The following is a 23,845-nucleotide window of genomic DNA, read 5'->3' on the forward strand; positions in this document are numbered from 1 at the left end:
CCATGCCCACCCTACAAAAGCCGGCTACTTGCTTAACCGGCGCAAATGGCAGGTCACTTCCTCGCGGTCGTGGTAGAGCTGTTTGCAGGCGATCGAGACCTTGACCTTGCGCTCGGCGAAAGCGTCTTCGAGGCGCTGCAGCAAACGGCGCACTTCGGCGTAGCGCTGCTTCATCGGTAATTTGAGGTTGACCACGGCTTCACGGCAATGGCCTTCACCGATCCAGGTTTCCAGCAAGGCGGCGCTGCGTGCAGGTTTTTCGACAATATCGCAGACCATCCAGTCCACCGGCTGTTTGGGCTTCCAGGTGAAGCCATCAACCATCAGGTGGGTCACCAGGCCGGTGTCCATCAGACTCTCGGCCATGGGGCCGTTGTCGATGGCGGTCACCAGCATGCCGCGCTTGACCAGTTGATAGGTCCAGCCGCCCGGTGCGGCGCCGAGGTCGACGCCGGTCATCTCGTCCGACAGGCGCTCGTCCCACTGCTCGCGGGGAATAAAGGTGTGCCAGGCCTCTTCCAGCTTGAGGGTCGAGCGGCTTGGCGCCTCGCGGGGGAACTTCAGGCGCGGAATGCCCATGGGCCAGAGCGCCGAATTATTCGCGGCGGCCATGCCGACGAACACTTCGCGACCACTCTTGAAGGTCAGCAGCAGACGCGGCTTGTGCGCATCCTCGACCAGCTTGCCAGCCTTGCTCAGGGCATTGCGCAGCGGCGCTTCGAACTTCTTGCAGAAGTTCGACAGCTCCTTGCCGTCGTTGGTATCCAGCACTTCCAGCCACAGGCTGCCGAATACCGGCGCGTCCGCCAGGTGGGCAAGCAACACACTGATACGGTCCAGCTCGGGCAGGTCGATAAACACCCCGCGCGCCCACTGCCGCGGGAAAATCAGCGCGTTGAAACGCACGCCGGCCATCAGGCGCTCGGCGCCATCGGCTTCGCTGCAAATGAACTCGGCGCAGGCGGTGCTCGGTTTGGCCTTGGCGTAGCCGGCAACCTCGAGGCGCGCGGCGTGCTCGGCGATTTCCGCGCACACCTCGCTTTCGAATCCGGGGCGGCAGTGCAGTAACAGGGCGGTATTCATCGGTAGGTGTTAATCGCGGCTTCCATAAGGCGCGCATCATAGCGGAATCGGGAACCCCCAGCGGCAACGACCTGTCCAGTTAAACAGCAGCATCCATCAAGCAGAGCTAGTCTGAACGACTCTGCAGCCTTCAATCCGGCTTGTACCGTGCGAGCCACACCGACCTGCAATGCCAACCGGCGGCCCAGACGAAAACCGCCAACCGCGCCTGCAACGGCCTGACCCAGGAGATGCGCCATGCCCTCTATCGATAGCCTCAACAGTCGCCGCAGCCTCGACGTCGAGGGCCAGACCTATCACTATTTCAGCCTGGTGGAAGCGGCCAAGCGTCTCGGCAACATCGACCGCCTGCCGATGTCGTTGAAAGTCCTGCTGGAAAACCTGCTGCGCTGGGAGGACGGCAAGACCGTCACCGGCACGGACCTGCAGGCCATGGCCGACTGGCTGGACAAACGCAGTTCGACCCGGGAGATCCAGTACCGCCCGGCCCGGGTGCTGATGCAGGATTTCACCGGCGTGCCGGCGGTCGTCGACCTGGCTGCCATGCGCGACGCGGTCGCCAAGGCCGGCGGCGACCCGCAGAAAATCAATCCGCTGTCACCGGTGGACCTGGTGATCGACCATTCGGTGATGGTCGACAAATTCGCCAGCGCCTCGGCGTTCGAGCAGAACGTCGACATTGAAATGGCGCGCAACGGCGAGCGCTACGCGTTCTTGCGCTGGGGCCAGCATGCGTTCGACAACTTCAGCGTGGTACCGCCCGGCACCGGCATCTGCCACCAGGTCAACCTGGAATACCTGGGCCGTACCGTGTGGACCAAGGAAGAAGACGGCCAGACCTTCGCCTTCCCTGACACCCTGGTCGGCACCGACTCGCACACCACCATGATCAACGGCCTCGGCGTGCTCGGCTGGGGCGTCGGCGGCATCGAGGCGGAAGCGGCCATGCTTGGCCAGCCGGTGTCGATGCTGATCCCCGAAGTGATCGGCTTCAAGCTCACCGGCAAGCTCAAGGAAGGCATCACCGCCACCGATCTGGTGCTGACTGTTACCCAGATGCTGCGCACGAAAGGCGTGGTCGGCAAGTTTGTCGAATTCTACGGCGATGGCCTGGCCGCCCTGCCCCTGGCCGACCGCGCCACCATCGCCAACATGGCGCCCGAGTACGGCGCCACCTGCGGCTTCTTTCCGGTCGATGACATCACCCTGGGTTACTTGCGTTTGTCCGGCCGGCCGGAGCAGACCGTCAAACTGGTCGAGGCCTACTGCAAGGCTCAGGGGCTGTGGCGCGAGCCGGGCCAGGAGCCGGTGTTCAGCGACAGCCTGGAACTCGACATGGCCAGCGTCGAAGCCTCGCTGGCCGGGCCGAAGCGGCCGCAGGACCGGGTCGCCCTTGGCAGGGTCCGCCAGGTGTTCGACGAATTCGTCGGCCTGCGCTTGAAGCCGACCGCCAAAGAGGAAGGCCGTTTACTGAGCGAAGGCGGCGGCGGAACGGCGGTGGGCAGTGAAGAATCGAAAAACGAAATCGAGTATGAATACCAGGGCCAGACCCACCGCCTGAAAGACGGCGCGGTGGTGATTGCCGCCATCACCTCGTGCACCAACACCTCCAACCCCAGCGTCATGATGGCGGCCGGCCTGCTGGCGAAAAAGGCGGTCGAGAAAGGCCTGCAGCGCAAGCCCTGGGTGAAGAGTTCCCTCGCGCCCGGTTCCAAGGTCGTGACCGAGTACTTCAAGGCCGCGGACCTGACTCAGTACCTCGACGCGCTTGGCTTCGACCTGGTCGGCTATGGCTGCACAACCTGCATCGGCAACTCGGGACCCTTGCTGGAACCGATCGAACAGGCGATCCAGAAGAACGACCTGACCGTCGCCTCGGTGCTATCCGGCAATCGCAACTTCGAGGGCCGCGTGCACCCGCTGGTGCGGACCAACTGGCTGGCATCGCCGCCGCTGGTGGTGGCCTATGCCCTGGCCGGCACCATGCAGATCGATATCACTCGCGACCCCCTGGGCCAGGACACTCACGGCCAGCCGGTGTACCTCAGGGACATCTGGCCAAGCCAGGAAGAAATCGCCAAAGCGGTGGAACAGGTCAGTACCTCGATGTTCCGCCGGGAATATGCCGAGGTGTTCACCGGCGACGAACAGTGGCAAGCCATTCAGATACCGCAGGCGGATACCTATGCCTGGCAGGCTGACTCGACCTACATCCAACATCCGCCGTTCTTTGAGGGCATCGCCGAAGCGCCGCCCCATATTGGCGATATCCATCAGGCCCATATCCTGGCGTTACTGGGCGATTCGGTGACCACCGACCACATTTCCCCGGCCGGCAATATCAAAGCCGACAGTCCCGCCGGCCGTTACCTGCGCGAGCAAGGCGTCGAGCCGCTGGACTTCAACTCCTACGGCTCCCGGCGCGGCAATCACGAGGTGATGATGCGCGGCACCTTCGCCAATATCCGCATTCGCAACGAGATGCTCGGCGGTGAGGAAGGCGGCAATACGGTGCACATCCCCAGCGGCGAGAAGCTCTCTATCTACGACGCGGCCATGCGCTATCAGGCCGAGGGCACGCCACTGGTGGTGATTGCCGGCAAGGAATATGGCACTGGTTCGTCCCGCGACTGGGCGGCCAAGGGCACCAACCTGCTGGGCGTCAAAGCGGTGATCGCGGAAAGCTTCGAGCGAATTCATCGCTCCAATCTGGTTGGCATGGGTGTACTGCCGCTGCAGTTCAAGGCCGGACAAAGTCGCAAGACCCTCAAGCTGACAGGCCAGGAGAAACTGCGCATCTGCGGGCTGGACGGCGTCGAACTGCACCCGTTGATGAACCTGACGGTAGAAATCGGCGCAGAAAATCAGGCTGTCGAACGGTTCGAGGTGCTGTGCCGCATCGACACGCTCAATGAAGTCGAATACTTCAAGGCAGGCGGCATTCTTCACTACGTGCTACGCCAGTTGCTGGCTGCCAGCTAAGCTGAACGCGGGCAGGCCCGTCTTAGAGCCTGCCCTTTGGCCAGCGAAACCCACAGCCCTGAAAAAAAACCAAGGATTGGCGATGTTCAGCACTCAATTTCGGATCAGACCGGCCGATTAGCTGTCATCGATCACAGGAACATGTCCTATGCGCAATAACCAGCCCGTTACCCAGCGTGAACGTACCTTCCCCGCTCAGCAGCGTCTTATCTCCACGACCGACCTGAAAGGCCAGATCAGCTACTGCAACGAAGGCTTTATCGCCATCAGTGGCTTTACCCGCGAAGAGCTGATCGGCTCACCACACAATCTGGTACGCCACCCCGACGTTCCTTCTGCCGTGTTCGAACACATGTGGACGACCCTGAAAAAAGGTCGGCCGTGGATGGGCATCGTCAAGAATCGCGCGAAGAACGGTGACCACTATTGGGTCAACGCCTACGTCACCCCAGTGCTCAACAACGGCCAGGTCATGGGCTACGAATCGGTGAGGGTCAAACCGACCGCCGAGCAGATCGCCCGCGCCGAAGCGCTGTACAAGCGCATCAATTCGGGTAGCGCGGCCATCCCCAGCAGCCAGCGCTGGGTGCCGGCATTGCTGGGTTGGCTGCCGTTCATTCTGGTCAGCCAGGTCGGCTTTCTGGTTGGCGCCTGGCTCGATAGCCACTGGGGCTTCCTGCTTGCAGCGGTGCTGTCGATTCCCCTCGGGCTCGCCGGTCTGGCCTGGCAGAACCGCGGTATCAAGCGTTTGTTACAACTGGCCGAACAAGCGACCTCCGACCCGTTGATTGCGCAGATGTACACCGATAGCAGTGGCGAGCAGGCCCGCTTGGAAATGGCCATGCTCAGCCAGGATGCCCGTCTGAAAACCTACCTGACGCGCTTGCAGGACACCGCAGAAAACCTCTCCAAGCAGGCTAAGCAGGCCGACAACTTGGCCCAGAGCAGTTCCGCTGGCCTGGACCGTCAGCGTCAGGAAACCGAACAGGTCGCCACCGCCGTCAACGAAATGGCCGCTACCACTCTGGAAGTAGCGAGCAATGTGGCCCGCACCGCCATCGCAACCCAGGAAGCCAACCGGCTGACCAGTCAGGGCCGCGCGATTGCCGCCGAAACCCGCGAAGCGATTCAGCGGCTGTCGCTGTCGGTCGGCGATACCGGGGAAACCGTCAATCGCCTGGCCCAGGACAGCAATGAAATTGGCGGCGTGGTGGATGTGATCAAAGGCATCGCCGATCAGACCAACCTGCTCGCCCTCAACGCTGCCATCGAGGCCGCGCGGGCCGGTGAAATGGGCCGCGGCTTTGCCGTGGTGGCCGACGAAGTACGCTCGCTGGCGCAGCGCACGGCGGAATCCACCGGGCAGATACACCAATTGATCGCCAAGCTGCAACGCACTGCAGAAGAAGCAGTGATGGCTATGGAGATCGGCCGCAGGCAGGCCGACGAAGGGGTTGAACACGTGCAGCAGGCAGACCAGGCGCTGGTCGGCATCAGCGATGCAGTGGCCAATATCTCCGACATGGCCAACCAGATCGCCGCAGCCGCCGAGGAACAAAGCGCGGTGGCCGACGAGATCAACCGCAACATCACCAACATCGCCGAATTGGCCGAGAAGACGTCGGGCGAGGCCCATAGCACCGCGGAACTGAGCAAGGAGCTGACCGCCACCGCGCAAGGCCAGTATTCGCTGGTCGAACGCTTCAACCGCTAACCTGCCCCCCTCGAAAAGGCGCTCCGCCATAGGAGCGCTTTTTTTGCACAAAATTTGTCCCTGCGCCATTTGGCTAAGCAGTCGGTACTGCGCATCCGCCGTGCACTGCGCTGCCCCTGAACGGCACTTTCGCGCCCTGCCAGCATCAGAGCCTAACCCCGCCACGGCTTGGCCCGTTATCGACCGAGCAGGCACTCAAACAGCGCATAAGGGTTGCTCGAATGGATAGCGAAAAACACAAGATGCTCAGCGGTGCAGGCTACAACGCCAACGATCCGCAACTGGTTGCCGAGCGGAACACCGCCCGCCGGCTGTGCCAGCAACTCAACAGTCTCGCCGCAGACGCACCTGCGAGTGAACGAGCGGCGCTGGTCAGCACCCTGATTGGCGCACCGACCAATGCCTACCTGACGCCGCCGTTTTTCTGCGACTACGGCTACAACATCAAGCTGGGGGAACACGTTTACTTCAACTTCAACTGCGTGGTGCTCGACGTCGCGCCGGTGTCGATAGGCAACAACACGCTTTTTGGGCCGGCCGTACAGATCTACACCGCGTCGCACCCCATGAGCGCAGAGGAGCGACGCACGGGCGTGGAGTTCGGCAAGCCCATCGCCATCGGCGCAGACGTCTGGGTCGGAGGTGGGTCGATCATCTGCCCTGGCGTCTCGATTGGCGACGGCAGCGTGATCGGCGCCGGCAGCGTCGTCACCCGCGACTTACCCGCCGGCGTATTCGCCGCGGGCAACCCTTGCCGGGTGATTCGCCAGTTGGCATAAACATTTATCTAGGGACGAAACGGAGCAGTTGATTATGAACCCCCTCACGCAGTGCACCTCGATCGAAGACGTGCGCGCGAACATCGATACCATCGACCGGCAGATTGTCGGCTTGCTCGCCGAACGTGGGCGCTTCGTCAGTCAGGCCGCCGCATTCAAGAAAAACGCCGATGAGGTTAGAGCACCGCAGCGGGTCGAACAGGTGATCGCCAAGGTAAAGCAGCTGGCGCATGAGACTGGCGCCAACCCGGCGGTCACCGAGCAGGTCTACCGGGCGATGGTTGCCGCGTTTATCGAAGCTGAACTGGCCGAACATCGCCAACTCGGTGCCACCCCGCTGCGCTGACCTGCGACCCCATGCACAGTGCATTTCTATAAATAGTGCTTCCTTATAAACAGCAGCTGACGAGTTGAACATGACGACCAATGCGATGGATACCTCATGGGCAAGGTGCTGGCGCGCACTGGGCGCAGAAGGCGACGGCACAGCCGTGCAGCAACAGTTGCTGGCGGCCTACGCGCAGCCTCAGCGCCACTACCACACGCTGCAACACCTTGAGGAATGCCTGACGCTGCTGGCGGGCAACCTGGGCCTGGCCGTCGCGCCTGGCGAACTTGAGATCGCGCTGTGGTTCCATGACGCGGTCTACCAGGTCAGAGCTCACGACAACGAGCAGAAAAGTGCCGATTGGGCTGCCACGGCCTTAACCGCCGCGGGCGTGGTGCAGGCGCGGGTGGACAATGTCGTGCACCTAATTATGGCGACCTGCCACGCGGCGCCGGCGCAGGACGCGGATCAGCAATTGCTGGTCGACATTGACCTGGCGATTCTTGGCAGCCCGAGGGCGCGCTTTCTCCAATACGAGGCGCAGATCAGAGCCGAATACAGCTGGGTACCCGGCTTCATCTTCCGCCGCAAGCGCCGCGAAGTGCTCGGCGCGTTCATGGCGCGCGAGCGGATCTACCAGACGCCCGCGCTGTATCTCCAGTTCGAGCAGCAGGCTCGTCTCAATCTGGCATTGGCGCTTGAGGGCTGAGGTATCGCCACTACCGGCTTGGCCTCGCTAAAAAAGCCGCCACCGCATCCGCCGCGCCCTGCAGATGCTGCTCATGACTAAAGCCTAAGCTTTTCAACGGCCTCAGGTCGTGATCCGCCGCCACCAGCCAATGCATGGCAATCGTTTCCGCCAGCTGATAACCCGACACCGCAGCCCTGTCGCCCATGGCGTCCCGTTCGCCCTGAACGATCAGGCAGCGCGTAGCCAGGTCGGCCAGGTGGGCCACCCTGGGCTTGTCTGCCTTGCCGATGGCGTGGAACGGGTAGCCCAGGCACACCAGCGCATCGGCACCCAGTTCGTCGGCAAGCATGCTGGCCATCCGCCCGCCCATCGACTTGCCACCAATTGCCAGCGGCCCCGCTATGTGTTGGCGCACCTGCATATAGATGTCACGCCACTGCTCCAGCAATCGAGCCTGGGGATTGGGCGGACGCTTCTTTCCATCCAGGCGTCTGGCTGCCATATAGGCGAACTCGAAGCGCAGCACCGAGACGCCACGCTGCGCCAGCAACTGCGCCATTCGTTCCATGAATTCACTGTCCATCGGCGCCCCGGCACCATGGGCCAGAATCAGGGTGGCAGTGCATTCGCCCACCGCCTGGTCCCATAACCAGCCGCCAGCCTTCAGCTGATTCAGCCATTGCTGCCGATCGTGCAACCCGTCACCCATGCTCGCCTCACTCCAGAAGTCGATCGGGTCGCGCGAACTGGCCGCGCATCCCGCTGATACCGAATGATCGCCCATAACCCGGCCGGTGCCCATCAACGTGCTCCGAGCGCATCGACGCGCGCGCCTTTGCCAGCGACGGGGAACTGCCGTCCACCCCAATCGGGCTGGGTTTTCGTCTGCGACCCAAGGTCGCACCCAGCCCAGCGGTAGGGTTTTTGCGGGTGCAGTTGCGCTACTCTTGCCAGCAGTCGCCACGTGCAATAACTCCAAGGCGATTCCTATCTTCGCGCTGCGCATAGAAGCGCTTTTAGGCTGTCGATAACCGGCTCGAACGCATGGCGGAGCAGGGATCGAAAGCTGTTTAAAACCTGGACTGGGCCGGCCGGCGTCGTTGCAATGGCTACCTGCTTTCTCCATACTTGCCGCCGAATTTTGTCCCCTAGAAACTCCATTAACCGTGGAACCCAGCATGAGCTCAGCAATTCAGACTGCTTATAACTACAAGGTGGTCCGCCAGTTCGCCGTGATGACGGTGATTTGGGGGGTCATAGGTATGGGACTCGGTGTGTTCATCGCCGCACAACTGGTGTGGCCGGAACTCAACCTTGGCATGGAATGGACAAGCTTCGGCCGTCTGCGCCCCTTGCACACCAACGCGGTGATCTTCGCCTTCGGCGGCTGCGCCCTTTTCGCTACCTCGTACTACGTGGTTCAGCGCACCAGCCAGGCGCGCCTGATCTCCGACGGGTTGGCGGCCTTTACCTTCTGGGGTTGGCAAGCCGTGATCGTCGCGGCGGTCATCACCCTGCCTCTGGGTTACACCAGCACCAAGGAATACGCGGAGCTGGAATGGCCGATCGATATCCTGCTGGGCCTGGTCTGGGCTGCTTACGTCGTGGTGTTCTTCGGTACCATCGTCAAGCGCAAGGTCAAGCACATCTATGTCGGTAACTGGTTCTACGGTGCCTTCATCCTTGTCACCCTGATGCTGCACGTGGTCAACAGTGCCGCCGTGCCGGTGAGCCTGTTCAAGTCCTACTCGGCCTATGCCGGCGCGACTGACGCGATGATCCAGTGGTGGTACGGCCACAACGCCGTGGGTTTCTTCCTGACCACCGGCTTCCTCGGCATGATGTATTACTTCGTACCGAAGCAGGCCGAGCGCCCGATCTACTCCTATCGCCTGTCCATCGTCCACTTCTGGGCGCTGATCACCCTGTACATCTGGGCCGGCCCGCACCACCTGCACTACACCGCGCTGCCGGATTGGGCACAGTCCCTTGGTATGGCGATGTCGATCATCCTCCTGGCGCCAAGTTGGGGCGGCATGATCAACGGCATGATGAGCCTGTCGGGCGCCTGGCATAAGCTGCGCACCGACCCGATCCTGCGCTTCCTGGTGGTATCGCTGGCGTTCTACGGCATGTCGACCTTCGAAGGTCCGATGATGGCGATCAAGACCGTCAACGCCCTGTCGCACTACACCGACTGGACCATCGGCCACGTACACGCCGGCGCCCTCGGCTGGGTTGCGATGATCTCCATCGGCTCGCTCTACCACCTGATCCCGAAAGTGTTTGGTCGCGAGCACATGCACAGCATCGCCCTGATCAACGCACACTTCTGGCTGGCCACTATCGGCACCGTGCTCTACATCGCCTCGATGTGGGTCAACGGCATCACCCAGGGCCTGATGTGGCGCGCAGTCAACGAAGACGGCACCCTCACCTATTCCTTCGTGGAAGCCCTTGAAGCCAGCCACCCCGGCTTCGTGGTGCGCATGGTCGGCGGTGCATTCTTCGTCGCCGGCATGCTGCTGATGGCTTACAACACCTACCGCACCGTGCGTGCCGCCAAGCCGGCTGAATACGATACGGCTGCGCAGATTTCCGCCGGAGTAGCTCACTGATGAAACACGAAATCATCGAGAAGAATATCGGCCTGATGGCGCTGCTGATGGTGTTCGCCGTCAGCATCGGCGGCCTGACGCAGATCGTTCCGCTGTTCTTCCAGGATGTAACCAATGAGCCGGTCGAAGGCCTCAAGCCCTACACCGCGCTGCAGCTGGAAGGTCGCGACGTCTACATCTCCAACGGTTGCGTCGGCTGCCATTCGCAGATGATCCGTCCGTTCCGCGCCGAGACCGAGCGCTACGGCCACTATTCGGTAGCGGGCGAAAGCGTCTGGGATCACCCGTTCCTCTGGGGCTCCAAGCGTACCGGTCCGGACCTCGCCCGCGTGGGCGGTCGCTACTCGGATGAATGGCACCGTGCGCACCTGTACAACCCGCGCAACGTGGTTCCTGAGTCGAAGATGCCGGCTTATCCGTGGCTGGTCGAGCATCGTCTCGATGGCAAGGAAACCGCCAAGAAGATGCAGGTGATGCGCGACTACGGCATCCCCTACTCCGATGAAGACATCGCCGGCGCGCAAGATGCGGTGAAGGGCAAGACCGAAATGGACGCACTGGTTGCGTACCTGCAGGTGCTTGGTACTTCCATCAAGAACAAGCGGTAACGGGCATGCTCTCTTTTCTTACGGACGTCGGGACTATTCGCGGCATCGGTACGGCCATCGTATTCATCGCCTTTATCGGCGTTGTGCTCTGGGCGTACAGCAGCAAGCGCAAGTCGAGTTTCGATGAGGCCGCTAACCTGCCCTTCGCCGACGATCCAAAACCCAAAGAGCGTGATGAGCAATCTTCCAGGAGCAATAACCAATGACCACGTTCTGGAATTGGTACGTAACCATTCTGTCCCTTGGCACCATCTTCGCCCTGACCTGGCTGATCTTCGGCACCCGTAAAGGTCAACGCCCGGAAAGCACCGAAGAAACCGTGGGCCACAGCTTCGACGGCATTGAGGAATACGACAACCCGCTGCCCAAGTGGTGGTTCATGCTGTTCGTCGGCACCATCGTGTTTGCCCTCGGTTACCTGGCGCTCTACCCGGGCCTGGGCAACTGGAAAGGCCTGCTGCCTGGCTACGACTACCTCGATACCGAGGCCAAGACGCCTTTCGCCACCAACGTGCAGATCGCCGATGGCGAAGAACGCAATGGCGGCTGGACCGGCGTGCACGAGTGGGAAAAGGAAATGGCCAAGGCGGACGCCCAGTACGGGCCGATCTTCGCCAAGTATGCGGCCATGCCGATCGAGCAAGTCGCCCAGGACGAGCAGGCCCTGAAAATGGGTGGTCGCCTGTTCGCATCCAACTGCTCGGTATGCCACGGTTCCGACGCCAAGGGCGCCTATGGCTTCCCCAACCTGACCGACAGCGACTGGCTGTATGGCGGCGAGCCGGAAACCATCAAGACCACCATTCTCGGCGGTCGTCAGGCTGCAATGCCGGCCTGGAAAGACAGCATCGGCGAGGAAGGTATCAAGAACGTCGCCGCCTATGTACGTACCCTGTCGGGCTTGAAAGTGCCTGAGGACGTCAAGGTCGACCTGGCCGCCGGCCAGGAAATCTTCAGCGGCAACTGCGCGGTATGCCATGGTGCAGAAGGCAAAGGGCAGCAGGCCATGGGCGCTCCGAACCTGACCGACCGCGTATGGCTGTACGGTTCCAGCTTCGCCCAGATCCAGCAGACCCTGCGTTATGGCCGCAACGGCCAGATGCCGGCCCAGGAAGCCTTCCTCGGTAACGACAAGGTGCATCTGCTGGCCGCTTATGTGTACAGCCTGTCGCAACAGCAGGACGTGGAGAAGTAACCCCCTCCCTGCCGCGCGACCCCCGGTCGCACCCAGGCAGGGACTTGCCAGGCGTACCATAGCGCAAACGTTCAATGACCCCGGCCGGCACGTATCGGCCGGGGCAACCATTCAACCGCCGTGGTATGACTTATGAGCGCACAGATTCCTGTCAAAGATGTCACCCCTGCCCCGGCCAAGGTCGAAACCGTCGACCTGTACGCCAGCCGCGAAAAGATCTACACCCGTGCCTTCACCGGCATCTTCCGCAACCTGCGCATGCTCGGCGGCGCCGCGTTGTTCGTGCTGTATTTCGGTACCGTGTGGCTGAGCTGGAATGACCGCCAGGCGGTCTGGTGGAACCTGCCAGAGCGCAAGTTCTACATCTTTGGCTCCACCTACTGGCCGCAGGATTTCGTCCTGCTTTCTGCCCTGTTGATCATCGCAGCCTTCGGCCTGTTCTTCATCACCGTGTTCGCCGGCCGCGTCTGGTGCGGCTATACCTGCCCGCAAAGCGTGTTCACCTGGGTGTTCATGTGGGCGGAGAAGATCACCGAGGGCGATCGCAACCAGCGCATGAAGCTCGACAAGAGCCCAATGACTGCGCAGAAATTCCTGCGCAAGCTGGCCAAGCACGGTATCTGGCTGGGCGTGTCGCTGATTACCGCCATCACCTTTGTCGGCTATTTCACCCCGATCCGCGAGCTGATTCCCGACCTGTTTACCTTGCAGGCCGGCGGCTGGGCGCTGTTCTGGGTCGGTTTCTTCACCGTTGCCACCTATGGCAACGCCGGCTGGCTGCGCGAGCAGGTGTGCATCTACATGTGCCCCTACGCGCGCTTTCAGAGCGTGATGTTCGACCAGGACACCCTGATCGTCTCCTACGACCCACGCCGTGGCGAACGCCGCGGGCCGCGCCGCAAGGACACCGATTACAAGGCCGAAGGCCTCGGCGACTGCATCGACTGCAAGATGTGCGTCCAGGTCTGCCCGACCGGTATCGACATCCGCGACGGCCTGCAGGTCGAATGCATCGGCTGCGCCGCCTGTATCGATGCCTGCGACAGCATCATGGAGAAAATGGATTACCCCAAGGGGCTGATCAGCTATACCACCGAGCACAACCTGTCGGGGCAGAAAACCCACCTGCTCCGCCCGCGCCTGGCCGGCTACGCCCTGGCCCTGGTGGCGATGATCGGCTTGTTCGTCTGGGCCATCGCCAGCCGCTCGCTGGTCGAGCTCGACGTACTCAAGGACCGCGTGCTGTACCGGGAAAACCAGGAAGGGCGGATCGAAAACGTCTACACCCTGAAGATCATGAACAAGGCCCAGCGGCAAGTAACCTACCTGATCGAAGCCGAAGGTCTTGATGGCTTGGTCTACGAAGGTCGACGTGAAGTCACCGCACTGGCTGGCGAGGTGTTGTCGCTGCCGGTCGAACTGTCGATCGACCCGGAAAAGCTGCCATCGAGTACCAATGAAATCAGATTCCGCGTCCAGTCCGCTGACGACGCAAGCACTCAAACCGACGCTGCCAGCCGCTTTATCGGCCCAAGCGTGCGCTGAACCGAAGGCCTAGCCATGACTGAAGAAGCACCCATCAAACCCTGGTACAAGCAATTCTGGCCATGGTTCCTGCTCGCCCTGCTGGGCTATTCGGTGGTCCAGGGGCTGACCCTGCTGACTATCGCCACCCGCAACCCGCCCGGCCTGATCTCCGATGATTACTACGATGTCGGCAAGGGCATCAACCAGTCGCTGGAGCGGGAGAAACTCGCCGAGCGCCTGCAGCTGCACGCCACCCTCGACCTCAACGACGATACCGGCGTCGCTGAATTGCGCCTGCACGGCAACAGCGGCCCGGTGCAGCTGGTGCTGAACCTGATTTCGCCGACCCAGCCGGAGCGCGACCGCCGCATCGTCCTGCAACCGCAAGGCGAAGGCGTTTATCAAGGGCAGATGCAGGATTCGGTCAGCGGCCGGCGTTTCGTCGAGCTGATCGGTCAGGAAGGCGGCAAGAACTGGCGCCTGTTCGAGGAAGAAACCCTGGAAAGCGGTAAGCGCATCCAGCTCGGGGATGCCCAGTAAGCGCACCAATGGCCAACCCAATTCCCTGCTATCACTGCGGCTTGCCGGTCCCTGCCGGTAGCCGCTTTCAGGCCCACGTGCTGGGCGCGAGCCGCGAGCTGTGTTGCCCGGGCTGCCAGGCGGTCGCCGAGGCGATAGTGGCAGGCGGCCTTGAGCACTACTACAAGCACCGCAGCGAGAACGCCAGCAATCCGCAGGACCTGCCAATGGCGCTGCCCGACGAGCTGGCGCTTTATGATCGCGCCGACGTCCAGGCGCCTTTCGTCGAACAGCACGGGGAACTCGGCGAAACCTGCCTGCTGATCGAGGGCATCAGTTGCGCCGCCTGCGGCTGGTTGATCGAAAAGCACCTGCGCGCCCTGCCCGCCATCGCCGAAGCCAACCTCAACCTGTCCAATAACCGCCTGCAGGTGCGCTGGGCTGACAGCCAGTTACCGTTCAGCCAGTTGCTCAAGGAGCTGCGCAAGATCGGCTACGCCGCCCATCCCTGGCAGGTCGATGCCGCCGCCGCCCAGCTGCAACGAGAAAATCGCCGCGCCATGCGCGAACTGGGCGTCGCCGGGCTGCTGTGGATTCAGGTGATGATGGCAACCATGGCCACCTGGCCGGAATTCAACATCGACCTGAGCCCGGAGCTGGACAAGATCCTGCGCTGGGTCAGCCTGTTTCTCACCACACCTGTGGTCTTCTACTGCTGTGGCCAGTTCTTCCGTGGCGCCCTGCGTGACCTGCGCACCCGGCACCTGACCATGGACGTATCAGTGTCGCTGGCGATCGGCGGTGCCTATGTCGCCGGCATCTGGTCGACCGTCACCGGCCAGGGCGAGCTGTATTTCGATGCGGTGGCAATGTTCGCCCTGTTTCTGCTCGCCGGGCGTTATCTCGAGCGGCGTGCCCGCGAGCGCACTGCGGCGGCCACCGCGCAGCTGGTCAACCTGTTGCCAGCCTCCTGCCTGCGCCTGGACCAGGACGGACAAAGCCAGCGCATTCTTCTCAGCGAACTGCGGGTCGGCGACCAGGTGCTGGTGCCACCGGGCGCGCTGCTGCCTGCCGACGGGCGAATTGTCGACGGTCAGTCCAGCGTCGATGAATCGCTGCTGACCGGCGAATACCTGCCGCAACCGCGCGCGCCTGGCGAGCGGGTCACCGCGGGCACCCTGAATGTCGAGGGCCCGCTGACGGTCGAGGTTCTGGCGCTGGGAGACGCCACCCGGCTTTCGGCCATCGTGCGCCTGCTGGAACGTGCCCAGAGCGAAAAGCCGCGCCTGGCGGAAATCGCCGATCAGGTGGCGCAATGGTTTCTCCTGCTGGTGCTGCTGGCGGCAGTTGTGGTCGGCGTGGTCTGGCTCCAGATCGACTCGTCCCGGGCATTCTGGATCGTGCTCTCGTTGCTCGTCGCGACCTGCCCCTGCGCATTGGCGTTGGCGACCCCGACTGCATTGACCGCAGCCACCGGAACGCTGCACAAGTTGGGCATGCTGCTGACGCGCGGCCATGTGCTGAAGGGATTGAACCAGATCGATACGGTGATCTTCGACAAGACCGGCACCCTCACCGAGGGTCGCCTGACCCTGAACGCTATTCATCCCCTGGCCGACCAAGACAGTGACGCCTGCCTGGCGCTGGCCGCGGCGCTGGAAAATCGCTCCGAGCACCCTATTGCCCGTGCGTTTGGCCACACCGCACTGGTCGCCGAACAGGTCGAAAGCATGCCGGGGCTGGGTTTGCAGGGCGTGGTTGGGGAGCGCCTGTTACGCATCGGCCAGGCCGATTTTGTCAGCGAACTGAGTGGCCAGAGCGCGCCGTCGATCCCCGGCGAACAAGGCCAATGGTTGCTGCTCGGCGACACGCGGGGGCCGCTGGCCTGGTTCGTGCTCGATGACCGTCTGCGCGACGACGCTCCCGCGCTGCTCGACGCCTGCCGTGCACGGGGCTGGCAGGTGCTGTTGTTGTCGGGCGACAGCTCGCCGATGGTGGGCGAAGTCGCACGTCAATTGGGCATCGAGCAGGCGCGCGGCGGCCTCACACCGGACGCCAAGCTTGCCGAATTGCGTACGCTGCAGCAGCAAGGGCGACGGGTCTTGATGCTGGGCGATGGGGTCAACGATGTGCCTGTGCTGGCGGCTGCGGACATCAGCGTGGCCATGGGCAGCGCCACCGATCTGGCAAAAACCAGCGCCGACGCGGTGCTGCTGTCCAATCGTCTGGGCAGCCTGATCCAGGCCTTCAGCCTGGCCCGGCGGACCCGCCGGATCATCGTCGAGAACCTGGCCTGGGCCAGTCTGTACAATGGCCTGGTGCTGCCCTTCGCCGCCATCGGCTGGATCACCCCGATCTGGGCGGCGCTGGGCATGTCGCTCAGCTCATTGCTGGTGGTACTCAACGCATTGCGCCTGACCCGCGCCCCCAACCTGTAGCCCGCAGCCCGTAGGGTGGATCACGCTTCACCGACCCACCACAGCGTTGCAATGGTGATGTAAAAAAGCGACATCCACCCTACGCCCCAGCCGTACTCGGAGATCCCATGCCCGCGCTCTACATCCTGATTCCCGTGGCAATAGTGCTGGTCGGCTTCGCCATCTGGCTGTTCTTCTGGGCAGTGGACAGCGGTCAGTACGACGACCTCGACGGCCCGGCTCACAGTATTCTGTTCGACGACGAAGACCCGATGCACAAAGCCGGCGTGCAAAACGAGCAAAAGCCCGACGAGCGCGAGCAACCACCCCATGCTTGAACTCGCGCCCCTGCTGCTGTCGGCCTTGATCCTCGGCCTGTTGGGCGGCGGCCATTGCCTGGGCATGTGCGGCGGCCTGATGAGCGCGCTGACCCTGGCCATTCCACCGCAACAGCGGGCGCGCCGCCTGCAGCTGCTGCTGGCTTACAACATCGGGCGCATTCTCAGTTACGCCACGGCCGGTCTGTTACTCGGCCTGGCGGGCTGGGCCGTGACCAACAGCCCGGCGGCGATGTTGCTACGCGTGATCGCCGCGCTATTGCTGATCACCATGGGTTTTTACCTGGCCGGCTGGTGGAGCGGTCTGACCCGTATCGAGGCGCTGGGTCGCGGCCTGTGGCGCCACATCCAGCCGCTGACCCGACGGTTCATGCCGGTGACCAGCCTGCCCCGCGCGCTGATCCTGGGCAGTTTGTGGGGCTGGCTGCCGTGCGGCCTGGTGTACAGCACCCTGCTCTGGGCGTCCAGCCAGGGTGATGCACTGGCCAGTGCAGCGCTGATGCTGGCCTTCGGTCTCGGTACCCTGCCGGTACTACTGGCAACCGGTCTTGCCGCGGAACGCCTGACCGCGCTGCTGCGCAAGCGAGGCGTGCGCACGGCTGGTGGCGTGCTGGTCATCCTGTTCGGTATCTGGACCCTGCCCGGCCCCCACCAGCACTGGCCGATGGGGCATTGAAAAAAAGCGCACTGAATCCGTCGATACGCGGGACGCATCGGCGGCCCTCGGCGGTCACCTTCTGGTCTATCAGCCCAGGGCGAGCCGCCCCGCCAGTTGCATTTGCTCCGGCGTTAGACCTGACTCGCGCATCAGCTTCAGCAGGCTGGCGTTGGCCATCGCCAGGGCGCCATTGAGCGTCGTCAGCTCACTTTGCAGCTCGGCGCTCTTGGTCTGCCGCGCTTCGGTTGAGAGGCTGCGATCGGCCATCACGGCCTTCAGTTCTTCCTGCTTGGCGGCTATTTTCGCTTTCAGCTCGCGAATCATCTTCAGCGCCTGCTGAACCGATGGGGGCAGATCGCTTTCCTCGACGGCGTCGTCGCCCTTGGCGTTCGCAGAGCGCGCCTTGCCCAGCTCGGACAGGCTCACCCGCAAACCGTCGCGCACCTCCTGCGGGTCCGTTTCTTCGCCGCGGGCGGCACGCTGGTGGCGCTGAATACCGCTGTTTAGTCGCTCCAGCAGGGTGGCCGGTTCAAGACGCATACGCCGCTCCTTGCGCGATCGGTTGAATACCAAGTGCTCGGCCGCAAGGGGGAAAACTTGAGGCCACGCGTGCTGGGCCTGCGCGCACGCCTGTTGTAGCCTTGCACCAGCCCGCGCGACGCGGCCAATAGGCCTGCAGTATCGCCCTCTTCATTCGCCAGGATAAACGCGATGACTTTCGATCCGCTCAATATCAAGCCCCTGATCCGCCCGGTGCTCGACTTCCCCAAGCCTGGCGTGGTGTTTCGCGATATCACGCCGCTGTTTCAGTCGCCCAGAGCGTTGCGCCTGGTCGCCGACGCCTTGATCCAGCGCTACGTCGAAGCCGATTTCAGCCATGTAGGCGCCATGGATGCTCGCGGTTTTCTATTGGGTTCGATCGTGGCCTATGCCCTCAACAAGCCGCTGATCCTGTTTCGTAAGCAAGGCAAGTTACCGGCGGATGTCCTCAGCGAAGGCTACCAAACCGAATACGGCGAAGCCTTTCTGGAGGTGCATGCCGACAGCCTGTGCGACGGCGACAAGGTGGTGATGCTGGATGACCTGATCGCTACTGGCGGCACCCTGCTGGCCGCAGCGCAGTTGATTCGACGCATGGGCGCCAGCGTGTACGAAGCCGCAGCCATCATCGACCTTCCGGAATTGGGCGGTGCGCAGAAGCTGCAGGACATCGGCATTGCCACCTTTACCCTGACCGCGTTTGCTTTGACCGAACGGTAATTCCCCGCCCTGAACGTATTGCGGGCGATATCGCTTAGCGCTTGCCGTTCAGGTCGCGGCATACATGCTCGGCCAGCCCCGCGCCTGCTTCGCTCATCGTCAGGTAGGTGCGGTCGGCACCGGCATCCTGGATGCGCTTGGCGATGTCCTCGTACATCGCGTGCGACACGATCAACCCGGTAAATCCACGCCCGCGCAGCTTTTGCGTGGCGATGATCTTTGCCTCTGCGTCGTTGAGCGAAAGCACCACCGCTTCGATCATCGGCATGTCCAACCGCTGCCAGAACATCTGATCTTCGCCATCGGCGAACAACACCTGACGCCCGGCGTTCTGACTCAGCTCGATCGCCACGGGGTCCGAGTCCATCCCCGTTACCCGAAAGCCCTTTTCCTGCAGGTGATCGTAGGCGGCACGACCGGTGCGGCCCATGCCCATCACCAGGATCTGCGCATCACCTAGGGATATCTGCCGCTCGTCCGGGTGGCGAGTATCGCGCTCCAGGGCGATCAGCCGGCGGGCCAGGCGGTCGTATAACGGGTGGCTGATACGGTTGAGCGGCGCGGAGAGCACGAACGAAACCGCCACGGTGATCGCCAGGGGGATCATCCATTGCGGCAGCACCACGCTGGCCATGATCAAACCGAACTCGCTGTAATTGGTCAGGCTGACGCTGGTGAGGAAGGCGCTGCGCGCGCGCAGGCGGAACATCAGGAACAGAAAGAAGAACAGCAGGCCCTTGAGTGGCAGCAACACCGTCATGACCAGCGCAAACATCAGCGCGTCGGCATCCGGCAAACCGCCGATGCCGATCTGCAGGAAAAACCCCACCAGAAAGACTTCCTTGATGCTCCAGAGAGAGTTGGACAGCTCAGTGGCGCGCTTGTGAGCGGCCAGCATCGCCCCGAATGCGAGTGCGCCCAGCTCGGAACTGAGGCCCAGTAACTCGAAGCCATAGCCGCCCACAACCAAGGCCAGGAGCAGCCCGAGCAGAACCATCAGCTCTTCATGGCCGCTGGCATCGAGCAGGCGGAACAGCAGCGGACGCAGCAGCGGCAGGGCGAACACCAATAGCGCCCAGGGTGACGGTACTTCGCCGCTGGCCAGGCTCATCACGATCAACGCGATCAGGTCCTGGATAATCAGCACGCCGATCGCTATCCGGCCGTGAAACGCCCGCAGTTCGCGCTTGCCTTCCAGCACCTTGGCGGCGAGCACGGTGCTGGAGAACGATAGCGCCATCGCCAACAGCAAAGCCTGCAGCCAGGGCAAATCGAGCGACAACACAATCGCCGGAAGAAAGATCAAGCTGGACAGGGCAAAGTGCAGGACACCACCGCCAATGACCTCGCGCTTGACCAGATTGCCGAGCTTGAGCTTGAGCCCCACCGTAAACAGCAACAGCAGCACGCCAAGGTGGGCGATGTGGTCGAGCACTGCGCTGTCACGCGGGCCGACCCCGACATAATCGCCAAAGCCGGCCAGCGCGAAACCGGCACCCAGATAGCCGACCAGGGGTGGCAGACCGATAAAACGTGCCCCGAGCCCCATCACGAACGCAAAGGTAATCCAGGTGGCTTCGATCATGGGCATCCTTGTGGGCGTGATAATTCAAGCGAGCGCAAAACATTCGCCGCGACCGGTGCGCCAGCTGGCAGACACAGGGCTGGTGGCCGTTCTCGGCATGTCGGTGCGCAGTTTACCGGTTGCGACGCAGCCCGTGCGCATCCCGACAACGGCGCATCGCTCAACCCGTTCTGCGACCTTCGCCTATTCTCTCAGCCACCAGAGCGCTGTGGCTGCGCTGGATAGACATGCCTGGAGGCCTGATGAAATCCTTTGAGAATAAAGTTGTTGCCATCACCGGGGCAGGTTCGGGAATCGGCCGGGCGCTGGCGTATGACCTTGCCCGCCAAGGCAGCCAGCTGGCGCTGGCCGATGTAGACACCAACAGTCTGGCGCAAACCGCCAGCGCTGCACGCGCGCTTGGTGCCCGCGTGCTGCATACGCGGGTCGACGTGGCGGACCGCGCAGCGATGCATGCCTGGGCCGATCAAGTGGTGCGCGAGTTCGGCCGCGTCAACGTCATCTTCAATAATGCGGGCGTTGCTCAAGGTGGTACGGTCGAGGGCAACGACTACAGCGATTACGAATGGATCATGGCCATCAACTATTGGGGCGTGGTTCATGGCTGCAAGGCCTTTCTGACGCCTATAAAAGCCACGGGCGACGGCCACATCGTCAATGTCTCGAGCGTGTTCGGGCTGTTTGCCCAGCCGGGCATGAGCGCCTACAACGCCAGCAAGTTCGCCGTACGCGGTTTCAGCGAGGCGCTGCGCCAGGAGCTGGACCTGGCGGCGTGCGGGGTATCCGCCAGCTGCGTGCACCCCGGTGGAATCAAGACCAATATCGCGAAAACCGCACGCATGAACGCCAGCATGAGCGGCGTCACCGGGCAGGATGCCGATCAGGCTCGCCAGCAATTTCACGACCGCTTGCTGCGCACTACGCCCGAACGAGCTGCTCGCGTGATCATTCAGGGCGTGCTGGCGAATAAGCGGCGCATTCTGATAGGCGCGGATGCGCACGTCGTCGACACCATGCAGCGGCTTTTTCCAACGTTCTATCAACGGCTGATAACGGCTGCCGTTCGACTCTCCGCTCGCGCACAGGCGAAGCACGGTATGTCGACGCCAGGCAAAGTGGACGGCTGACAAGCCTCATAGTGCTTACTAATTGGCATGCCGGTAGTTAGCGCGATAAATTATCGACTCTCATAACGCTGCCACCGGAGCATCCATGGCCTCGCAAAATCCCTGCGCAGAACTGCTACTGGATAACCAGCTGTGCTTCGCGCTGTACTCGACTTCACTGTTGATGACCAAGGTATACAAACCCTTGCTGCTGGAGCTGGGTCTTACCTATCCCCAGTACCTGGCGATGATGGTGCTGTGGGAAGAAGATGGCATCACCGTTGGCGAGCTGAGCACACGGCTGCTCACCGATCCCGGCTCCGTTACCCCACTGCTGAAACGCCTGGAAGCCGAAGGCCTGCTCAAGCGTACCCGCAGTAGCGTCGACGAGCGCGTGGTCGAGTTGTTCCTGACGGACAAGGGCCGTGCCCTCTATGACCAGGCCCGGCGCATTCCCGCCTGCATCCTTGCGGCGAGCGAGCAGTCCTCTGCGCAACTGACGACGCTGAAAGAGGATCTGGTGGCGCTTCGCAGCAACCTGCAGAAAGCGGTCTAGCGATCGCAGCGCGCCGCGCCCTTTAAGACGAATCTGTACGTTGCGAATGCCTGGCAGGTTGCGGCTGGTTACTCGCGCCGCATTCCAGGCTGTTGATCAGCCCCTGATCCAGCGCACTGCTGAGCACCTGCTGCAACAAGGGCTCGGCAAAGAACTGCTGCATCGCCTGGCTGGAACGCCACGCCCCACTGAGCAACCACAGGTGCTCGTCGTCAGGCGCACGCTGAACGTCCAGGCTCAGGCAATCATGCAAACGCGTCGGCCAATCCTTGAGGCTATGCAGGCAATTGCCCAGCTCGTTCGAGCGCCCTGCCCGGGCGCGGATAAAGGCTCTGTACGTTACGGTCATGATCTCCTCCACAGCAGCTGTACGCGCTGACCCCACTTCAGGATGCGGGGCCGGATTGCTCGGCAAAGACTTCGCGCAAGGCCTGGGCCGCCTCGATGGCTCGCGGAAAACCGGAGGTCACGGTGGTCAGGTAGATAATCTCCTTCAGCTCATCGTGACTGACGCCATGGCGCAAGGCGTAGCCGGCGTGCACCTTCATTTGCGGCAAGTTGCCTTGAGCCGCGAATACCGCAACCGTGGCAAGCTGACGGCTGCGTGCATCGAGCACTTTCCTGCCCCAGACATCGCCCAGGGCATAAGCGGTTATGCCCTCAGCGAGAAATGGAAAATCCCGCTGCAGCGCGGTCAGCACCGGTTGCCCGGCCCCGCCCGTCAGCTCGTTGATTACCGCCTCCCCCTTGAGTCGGCGGCTTGCATCCGGTGAATTCGCATCGGCACTTGCCGCGCCGGCACTGCATGATAGGACGATCCAAAGCATCCATTTAGCGTTCATGGCGGCCTCCCTCAATAAGCACTGGCGGTTGGGCGCACGATCAGTTCGCTGACATCGACATCAGCCGGCTGCTCGACGGCATAAGCGATGGCGCGGGCAATCGCATCAGGAGTAATCGCCACCTTGCGAAACGCCGCCATCAACTCACGGGTGGATGCATCGGAAATGCTGTCTGCCAGTTCCGATTCGACGACGCCAGGCGACACCAGAGTGACGCGAATATCGCCACCAACTTCCTGCCGCAGCCCGTCGGAAATGGCCCGCACCGCATACTTGGTTGCGCAGTACACCGCCCCAGTCGGCACCACACTGTATGCGCCGATCGACGCGATATTGATGAATTGGCCGCTGCGCTGCGTCTGCATCAGCGGTAACGCGGCAGCGATGCCGTGCAGGACGCCACGGATATTCACATCGATCATTCGGTCCCACTCTTCGACCTTGAGCGCTTCCAGCGGCGACAGCGGCATGACCCCGGCATTGTTGATCAGCACATCAACCCGGCCGAAACGCTCGACGGCGAAATCGACAAACTGCTGGGTGTGGTCACGACGGGTCACATCCAAGGCGCGAAATTCTGCCGTTCCGCCAGCAGCGCGGATCTCGCCAACCAGCGCTTCCAGGCGATCGGTACGGCGCGCTCCAAGCACCACACAAGCGCCTTTCTGGGCCAATAAACGTGCGCATGCCTCGCCGATTCCGCTGCTGGCTCCGGTTATCAGAATGACTTTGTCTTGAATATTCAGCATGGTCGACACCTCGTCTCGAATGCGGCAAGGCTTGCCGCTACAGCACAAAGGCTAGAGAGATGGCGCATGTGTACGTTAGTCGATTACTGGAAGATTCTTGCCTATACCTGCATTCCTGCAGATCTGTACTTTTTGCCAGAACCAGCGCGAGGAGGTGAAATTAAGAAGTCAACCTCCAAGCGCCATGGACCACTTGCCCGTTTCTGGTAAATCCTTGCCTGATCCTGCCTGGAATAGCCATCGACAAAGACTTGCCTGAAAAGCCGAGCTACGCTGAGCGACCTTACCAG

24 protein-coding genes are annotated in these 23,845 nt (G+C 62.3%); 17 read left to right on the top strand and 7 right to left on the bottom strand.

The window, feature by feature from the left end:
• Positions 1-24: 24 nt before the first annotated feature.
• On the bottom strand, positions 25-1,083 hold the full coding sequence (gene rlmM / locus ACX0MV_RS09080; protein WP_458982171.1) for a 23S rRNA (cytidine(2498)-2'-O)-methyltransferase RlmM: 1,059 nt from the start codon (positions 1,081-1,083) through the stop codon (positions 25-27).
• Positions 1,084-1,320: 237 nt separating this feature from the next.
• On the opposite strand from rlmM, the gene acnA reads away from it, so the two are divergent.
• The 5 genes from acnA to ACX0MV_RS09105 all read left to right on the top strand — a co-directional run bounded on the left by acnA (position 1,321) and on the right by ACX0MV_RS09105 (position 7,595).
• Positions 1,321-4,065: an aconitate hydratase AcnA gene (acnA, locus tag ACX0MV_RS09085; protein ID WP_458982172.1), complete on the top strand. Its 2,745-nt coding sequence runs from the start codon at positions 1,321-1,323 to the stop codon at positions 4,063-4,065.
• 148 nt (positions 4,066-4,213) lie between these two features.
• Entirely contained in the window at positions 4,214-5,779 is a 1,566-nt protein-coding gene (locus ACX0MV_RS09090; RefSeq protein ID WP_458982173.1) for a methyl-accepting chemotaxis protein, read from the top strand.
• Positions 5,780-6,000: 221 nt separating this feature from the next.
• Complete coding sequence (locus ACX0MV_RS09095) at positions 6,001-6,558, top strand: sugar O-acetyltransferase (protein WP_458982174.1); 558 nt, start codon at positions 6,001-6,003, stop codon at positions 6,556-6,558.
• Between the two features lie 34 nt (positions 6,559-6,592).
• Positions 6,593-6,904, top strand: a complete 312-nt coding sequence (locus ACX0MV_RS09100; protein ID WP_458982175.1) for a chorismate mutase — start codon at positions 6,593-6,595, stop codon at positions 6,902-6,904.
• Between the two features lie 70 nt (positions 6,905-6,974).
• Positions 6,975-7,595 (top strand): HD domain-containing protein, encoded by a 621-nt coding sequence (locus ACX0MV_RS09105; protein WP_458982176.1) that lies wholly within the window; start codon positions 6,975-6,977, stop codon positions 7,593-7,595.
• Between the two features lie 10 nt (positions 7,596-7,605).
• On the opposite strand, the gene ACX0MV_RS09110 is transcribed toward ACX0MV_RS09105, so the two are convergent.
• Positions 7,606-8,286, bottom strand: a complete 681-nt coding sequence (locus ACX0MV_RS09110) for an alpha/beta family hydrolase (RefSeq protein WP_458982348.1) — start codon at positions 8,284-8,286, stop codon at positions 7,606-7,608.
• Between the two features lie 469 nt (positions 8,287-8,755).
• Between ACX0MV_RS09110 and ccoN the strand changes: the two genes are divergently transcribed.
• From ccoN to ACX0MV_RS09155, 9 genes are all read left to right on the top strand, one after another.
• Entirely contained in the window at positions 8,756-10,195 is a 1,440-nt protein-coding gene (ccoN, locus tag ACX0MV_RS09115) for a cytochrome-c oxidase, cbb3-type subunit I (protein ID WP_458982177.1), read from the top strand.
• Entirely contained in the window at positions 10,195-10,803 is a 609-nt protein-coding gene (gene ccoO, locus ACX0MV_RS09120; RefSeq protein WP_458982178.1) for a cytochrome-c oxidase, cbb3-type subunit II, read from the top strand. The genes ccoN and ccoO overlap by 1 nt, the downstream gene beginning before the upstream one ends.
• Positions 10,804-10,808: 5 nt before the next feature.
• A complete protein-coding gene (locus tag ACX0MV_RS09125) occupies positions 10,809-11,009 on the top strand; it encodes a cbb3-type cytochrome oxidase subunit 3 (protein WP_458982179.1) in 201 nt (66 codons plus the stop codon).
• Positions 11,006-11,998 carry a cytochrome-c oxidase, cbb3-type subunit III gene (gene ccoP / locus ACX0MV_RS09130; protein WP_458982180.1) on the top strand — a complete coding sequence of 331 codons (993 nt, stop codon included), beginning with the start codon at positions 11,006-11,008 and terminating at the stop codon, positions 11,996-11,998. The genes ACX0MV_RS09125 and ccoP overlap by 4 nt, the downstream gene beginning before the upstream one ends.
• 132 nt (positions 11,999-12,130) lie before the next feature.
• Positions 12,131-13,543 (top strand): cytochrome c oxidase accessory protein CcoG, encoded by a 1,413-nt coding sequence (gene ccoG, locus ACX0MV_RS09135; RefSeq protein ID WP_458982181.1) that lies wholly within the window; start codon positions 12,131-12,133, stop codon positions 13,541-13,543.
• A gap of 15 nt (positions 13,544-13,558) precedes the next feature.
• Positions 13,559-14,065 carry a FixH family protein gene (locus tag ACX0MV_RS09140; RefSeq protein ID WP_458982182.1) on the top strand — a complete coding sequence of 169 codons (507 nt, stop codon included), beginning with the start codon at positions 13,559-13,561 and terminating at the stop codon, positions 14,063-14,065.
• A gap of 8 nt (positions 14,066-14,073) precedes the next feature.
• Entirely contained in the window at positions 14,074-16,482 is a 2,409-nt protein-coding gene (locus tag ACX0MV_RS09145) for a heavy metal translocating P-type ATPase (RefSeq protein WP_458982183.1), read from the top strand.
• A gap of 107 nt (positions 16,483-16,589) precedes the next feature.
• Entirely contained in the window at positions 16,590-16,799 is a 210-nt protein-coding gene (gene ccoS / locus ACX0MV_RS09150; RefSeq protein ID WP_458982184.1) for a cbb3-type cytochrome oxidase assembly protein CcoS, read from the top strand.
• A complete protein-coding gene (locus tag ACX0MV_RS09155) occupies positions 16,792-17,475 on the top strand; it encodes a sulfite exporter TauE/SafE family protein (protein ID WP_458982185.1) in 684 nt (227 codons plus the stop codon). Before ccoS ends, ACX0MV_RS09155 begins: the two co-directional genes overlap by 8 nt.
• Before the next feature lie 69 nt (positions 17,476-17,544).
• Here the strand turns inward: ACX0MV_RS09155 and ACX0MV_RS09160 are convergent, their stop codons facing one another.
• On the bottom strand, positions 17,545-17,997 hold the full coding sequence (locus ACX0MV_RS09160; protein WP_458982186.1) for a hypothetical protein: 453 nt from the start codon (positions 17,995-17,997) through the stop codon (positions 17,545-17,547).
• A gap of 171 nt (positions 17,998-18,168) precedes the next feature.
• On the opposite strand from ACX0MV_RS09160, the gene ACX0MV_RS09165 reads away from it, so the two are divergent.
• Complete coding sequence (locus tag ACX0MV_RS09165; protein ID WP_458982187.1) at positions 18,169-18,717, top strand: adenine phosphoribosyltransferase; 549 nt, start codon at positions 18,169-18,171, stop codon at positions 18,715-18,717.
• Between the two features lie 34 nt (positions 18,718-18,751).
• On the opposite strand, the gene ACX0MV_RS09170 is transcribed toward ACX0MV_RS09165, so the two are convergent.
• Entirely contained in the window at positions 18,752-20,302 is a 1,551-nt protein-coding gene (locus tag ACX0MV_RS09170) for a cation:proton antiporter domain-containing protein (protein ID WP_458982188.1), read from the bottom strand.
• A gap of 242 nt (positions 20,303-20,544) precedes the next feature.
• On the opposite strand from ACX0MV_RS09170, the gene ACX0MV_RS09175 reads away from it, so the two are divergent.
• Both ACX0MV_RS09175 and ACX0MV_RS09180 read left to right on the top strand, forming a co-directional pair.
• On the top strand, positions 20,545-21,429 hold the full coding sequence (locus ACX0MV_RS09175) for an SDR family NAD(P)-dependent oxidoreductase (protein ID WP_458982189.1): 885 nt from the start codon (positions 20,545-20,547) through the stop codon (positions 21,427-21,429).
• An 85-nt stretch (positions 21,430-21,514) separates the two neighbouring features.
• Positions 21,515-21,964, top strand: coding sequence for a MarR family winged helix-turn-helix transcriptional regulator (locus ACX0MV_RS09180; RefSeq protein WP_458982190.1), 450 nt, complete (start codon positions 21,515-21,517; stop codon positions 21,962-21,964).
• Between the two features lie 22 nt (positions 21,965-21,986).
• On the opposite strand, the gene ACX0MV_RS09185 is transcribed toward ACX0MV_RS09180, so the two are convergent.
• From ACX0MV_RS09185 to ACX0MV_RS09195, 3 genes are read right to left on the bottom strand one after another with little or no spacing between them, the layout of a single operon-like run.
• The gene (locus tag ACX0MV_RS09185; protein WP_458982191.1) at positions 21,987-22,313 is read right to left on the bottom strand and encodes a putative quinol monooxygenase; all 327 of its coding nucleotides are present in this window, start codon (positions 22,311-22,313) and stop codon (positions 21,987-21,989) included.
• A 37-nt stretch (positions 22,314-22,350) separates the two neighbouring features.
• On the bottom strand, positions 22,351-22,806 hold the full coding sequence (locus tag ACX0MV_RS09190; protein ID WP_458982192.1) for a carboxymuconolactone decarboxylase family protein: 456 nt from the start codon (positions 22,804-22,806) through the stop codon (positions 22,351-22,353).
• An 11-nt stretch (positions 22,807-22,817) separates the two neighbouring features.
• Complete coding sequence (locus tag ACX0MV_RS09195; RefSeq protein ID WP_458982193.1) at positions 22,818-23,555, bottom strand: SDR family oxidoreductase; 738 nt, start codon at positions 23,553-23,555, stop codon at positions 22,818-22,820.
• Between the last annotated feature and the right edge of the window lie 290 nt (positions 23,556-23,845).

It is taken from the genome of Pseudomonas cistanchae (assembly GCF_054483635.1).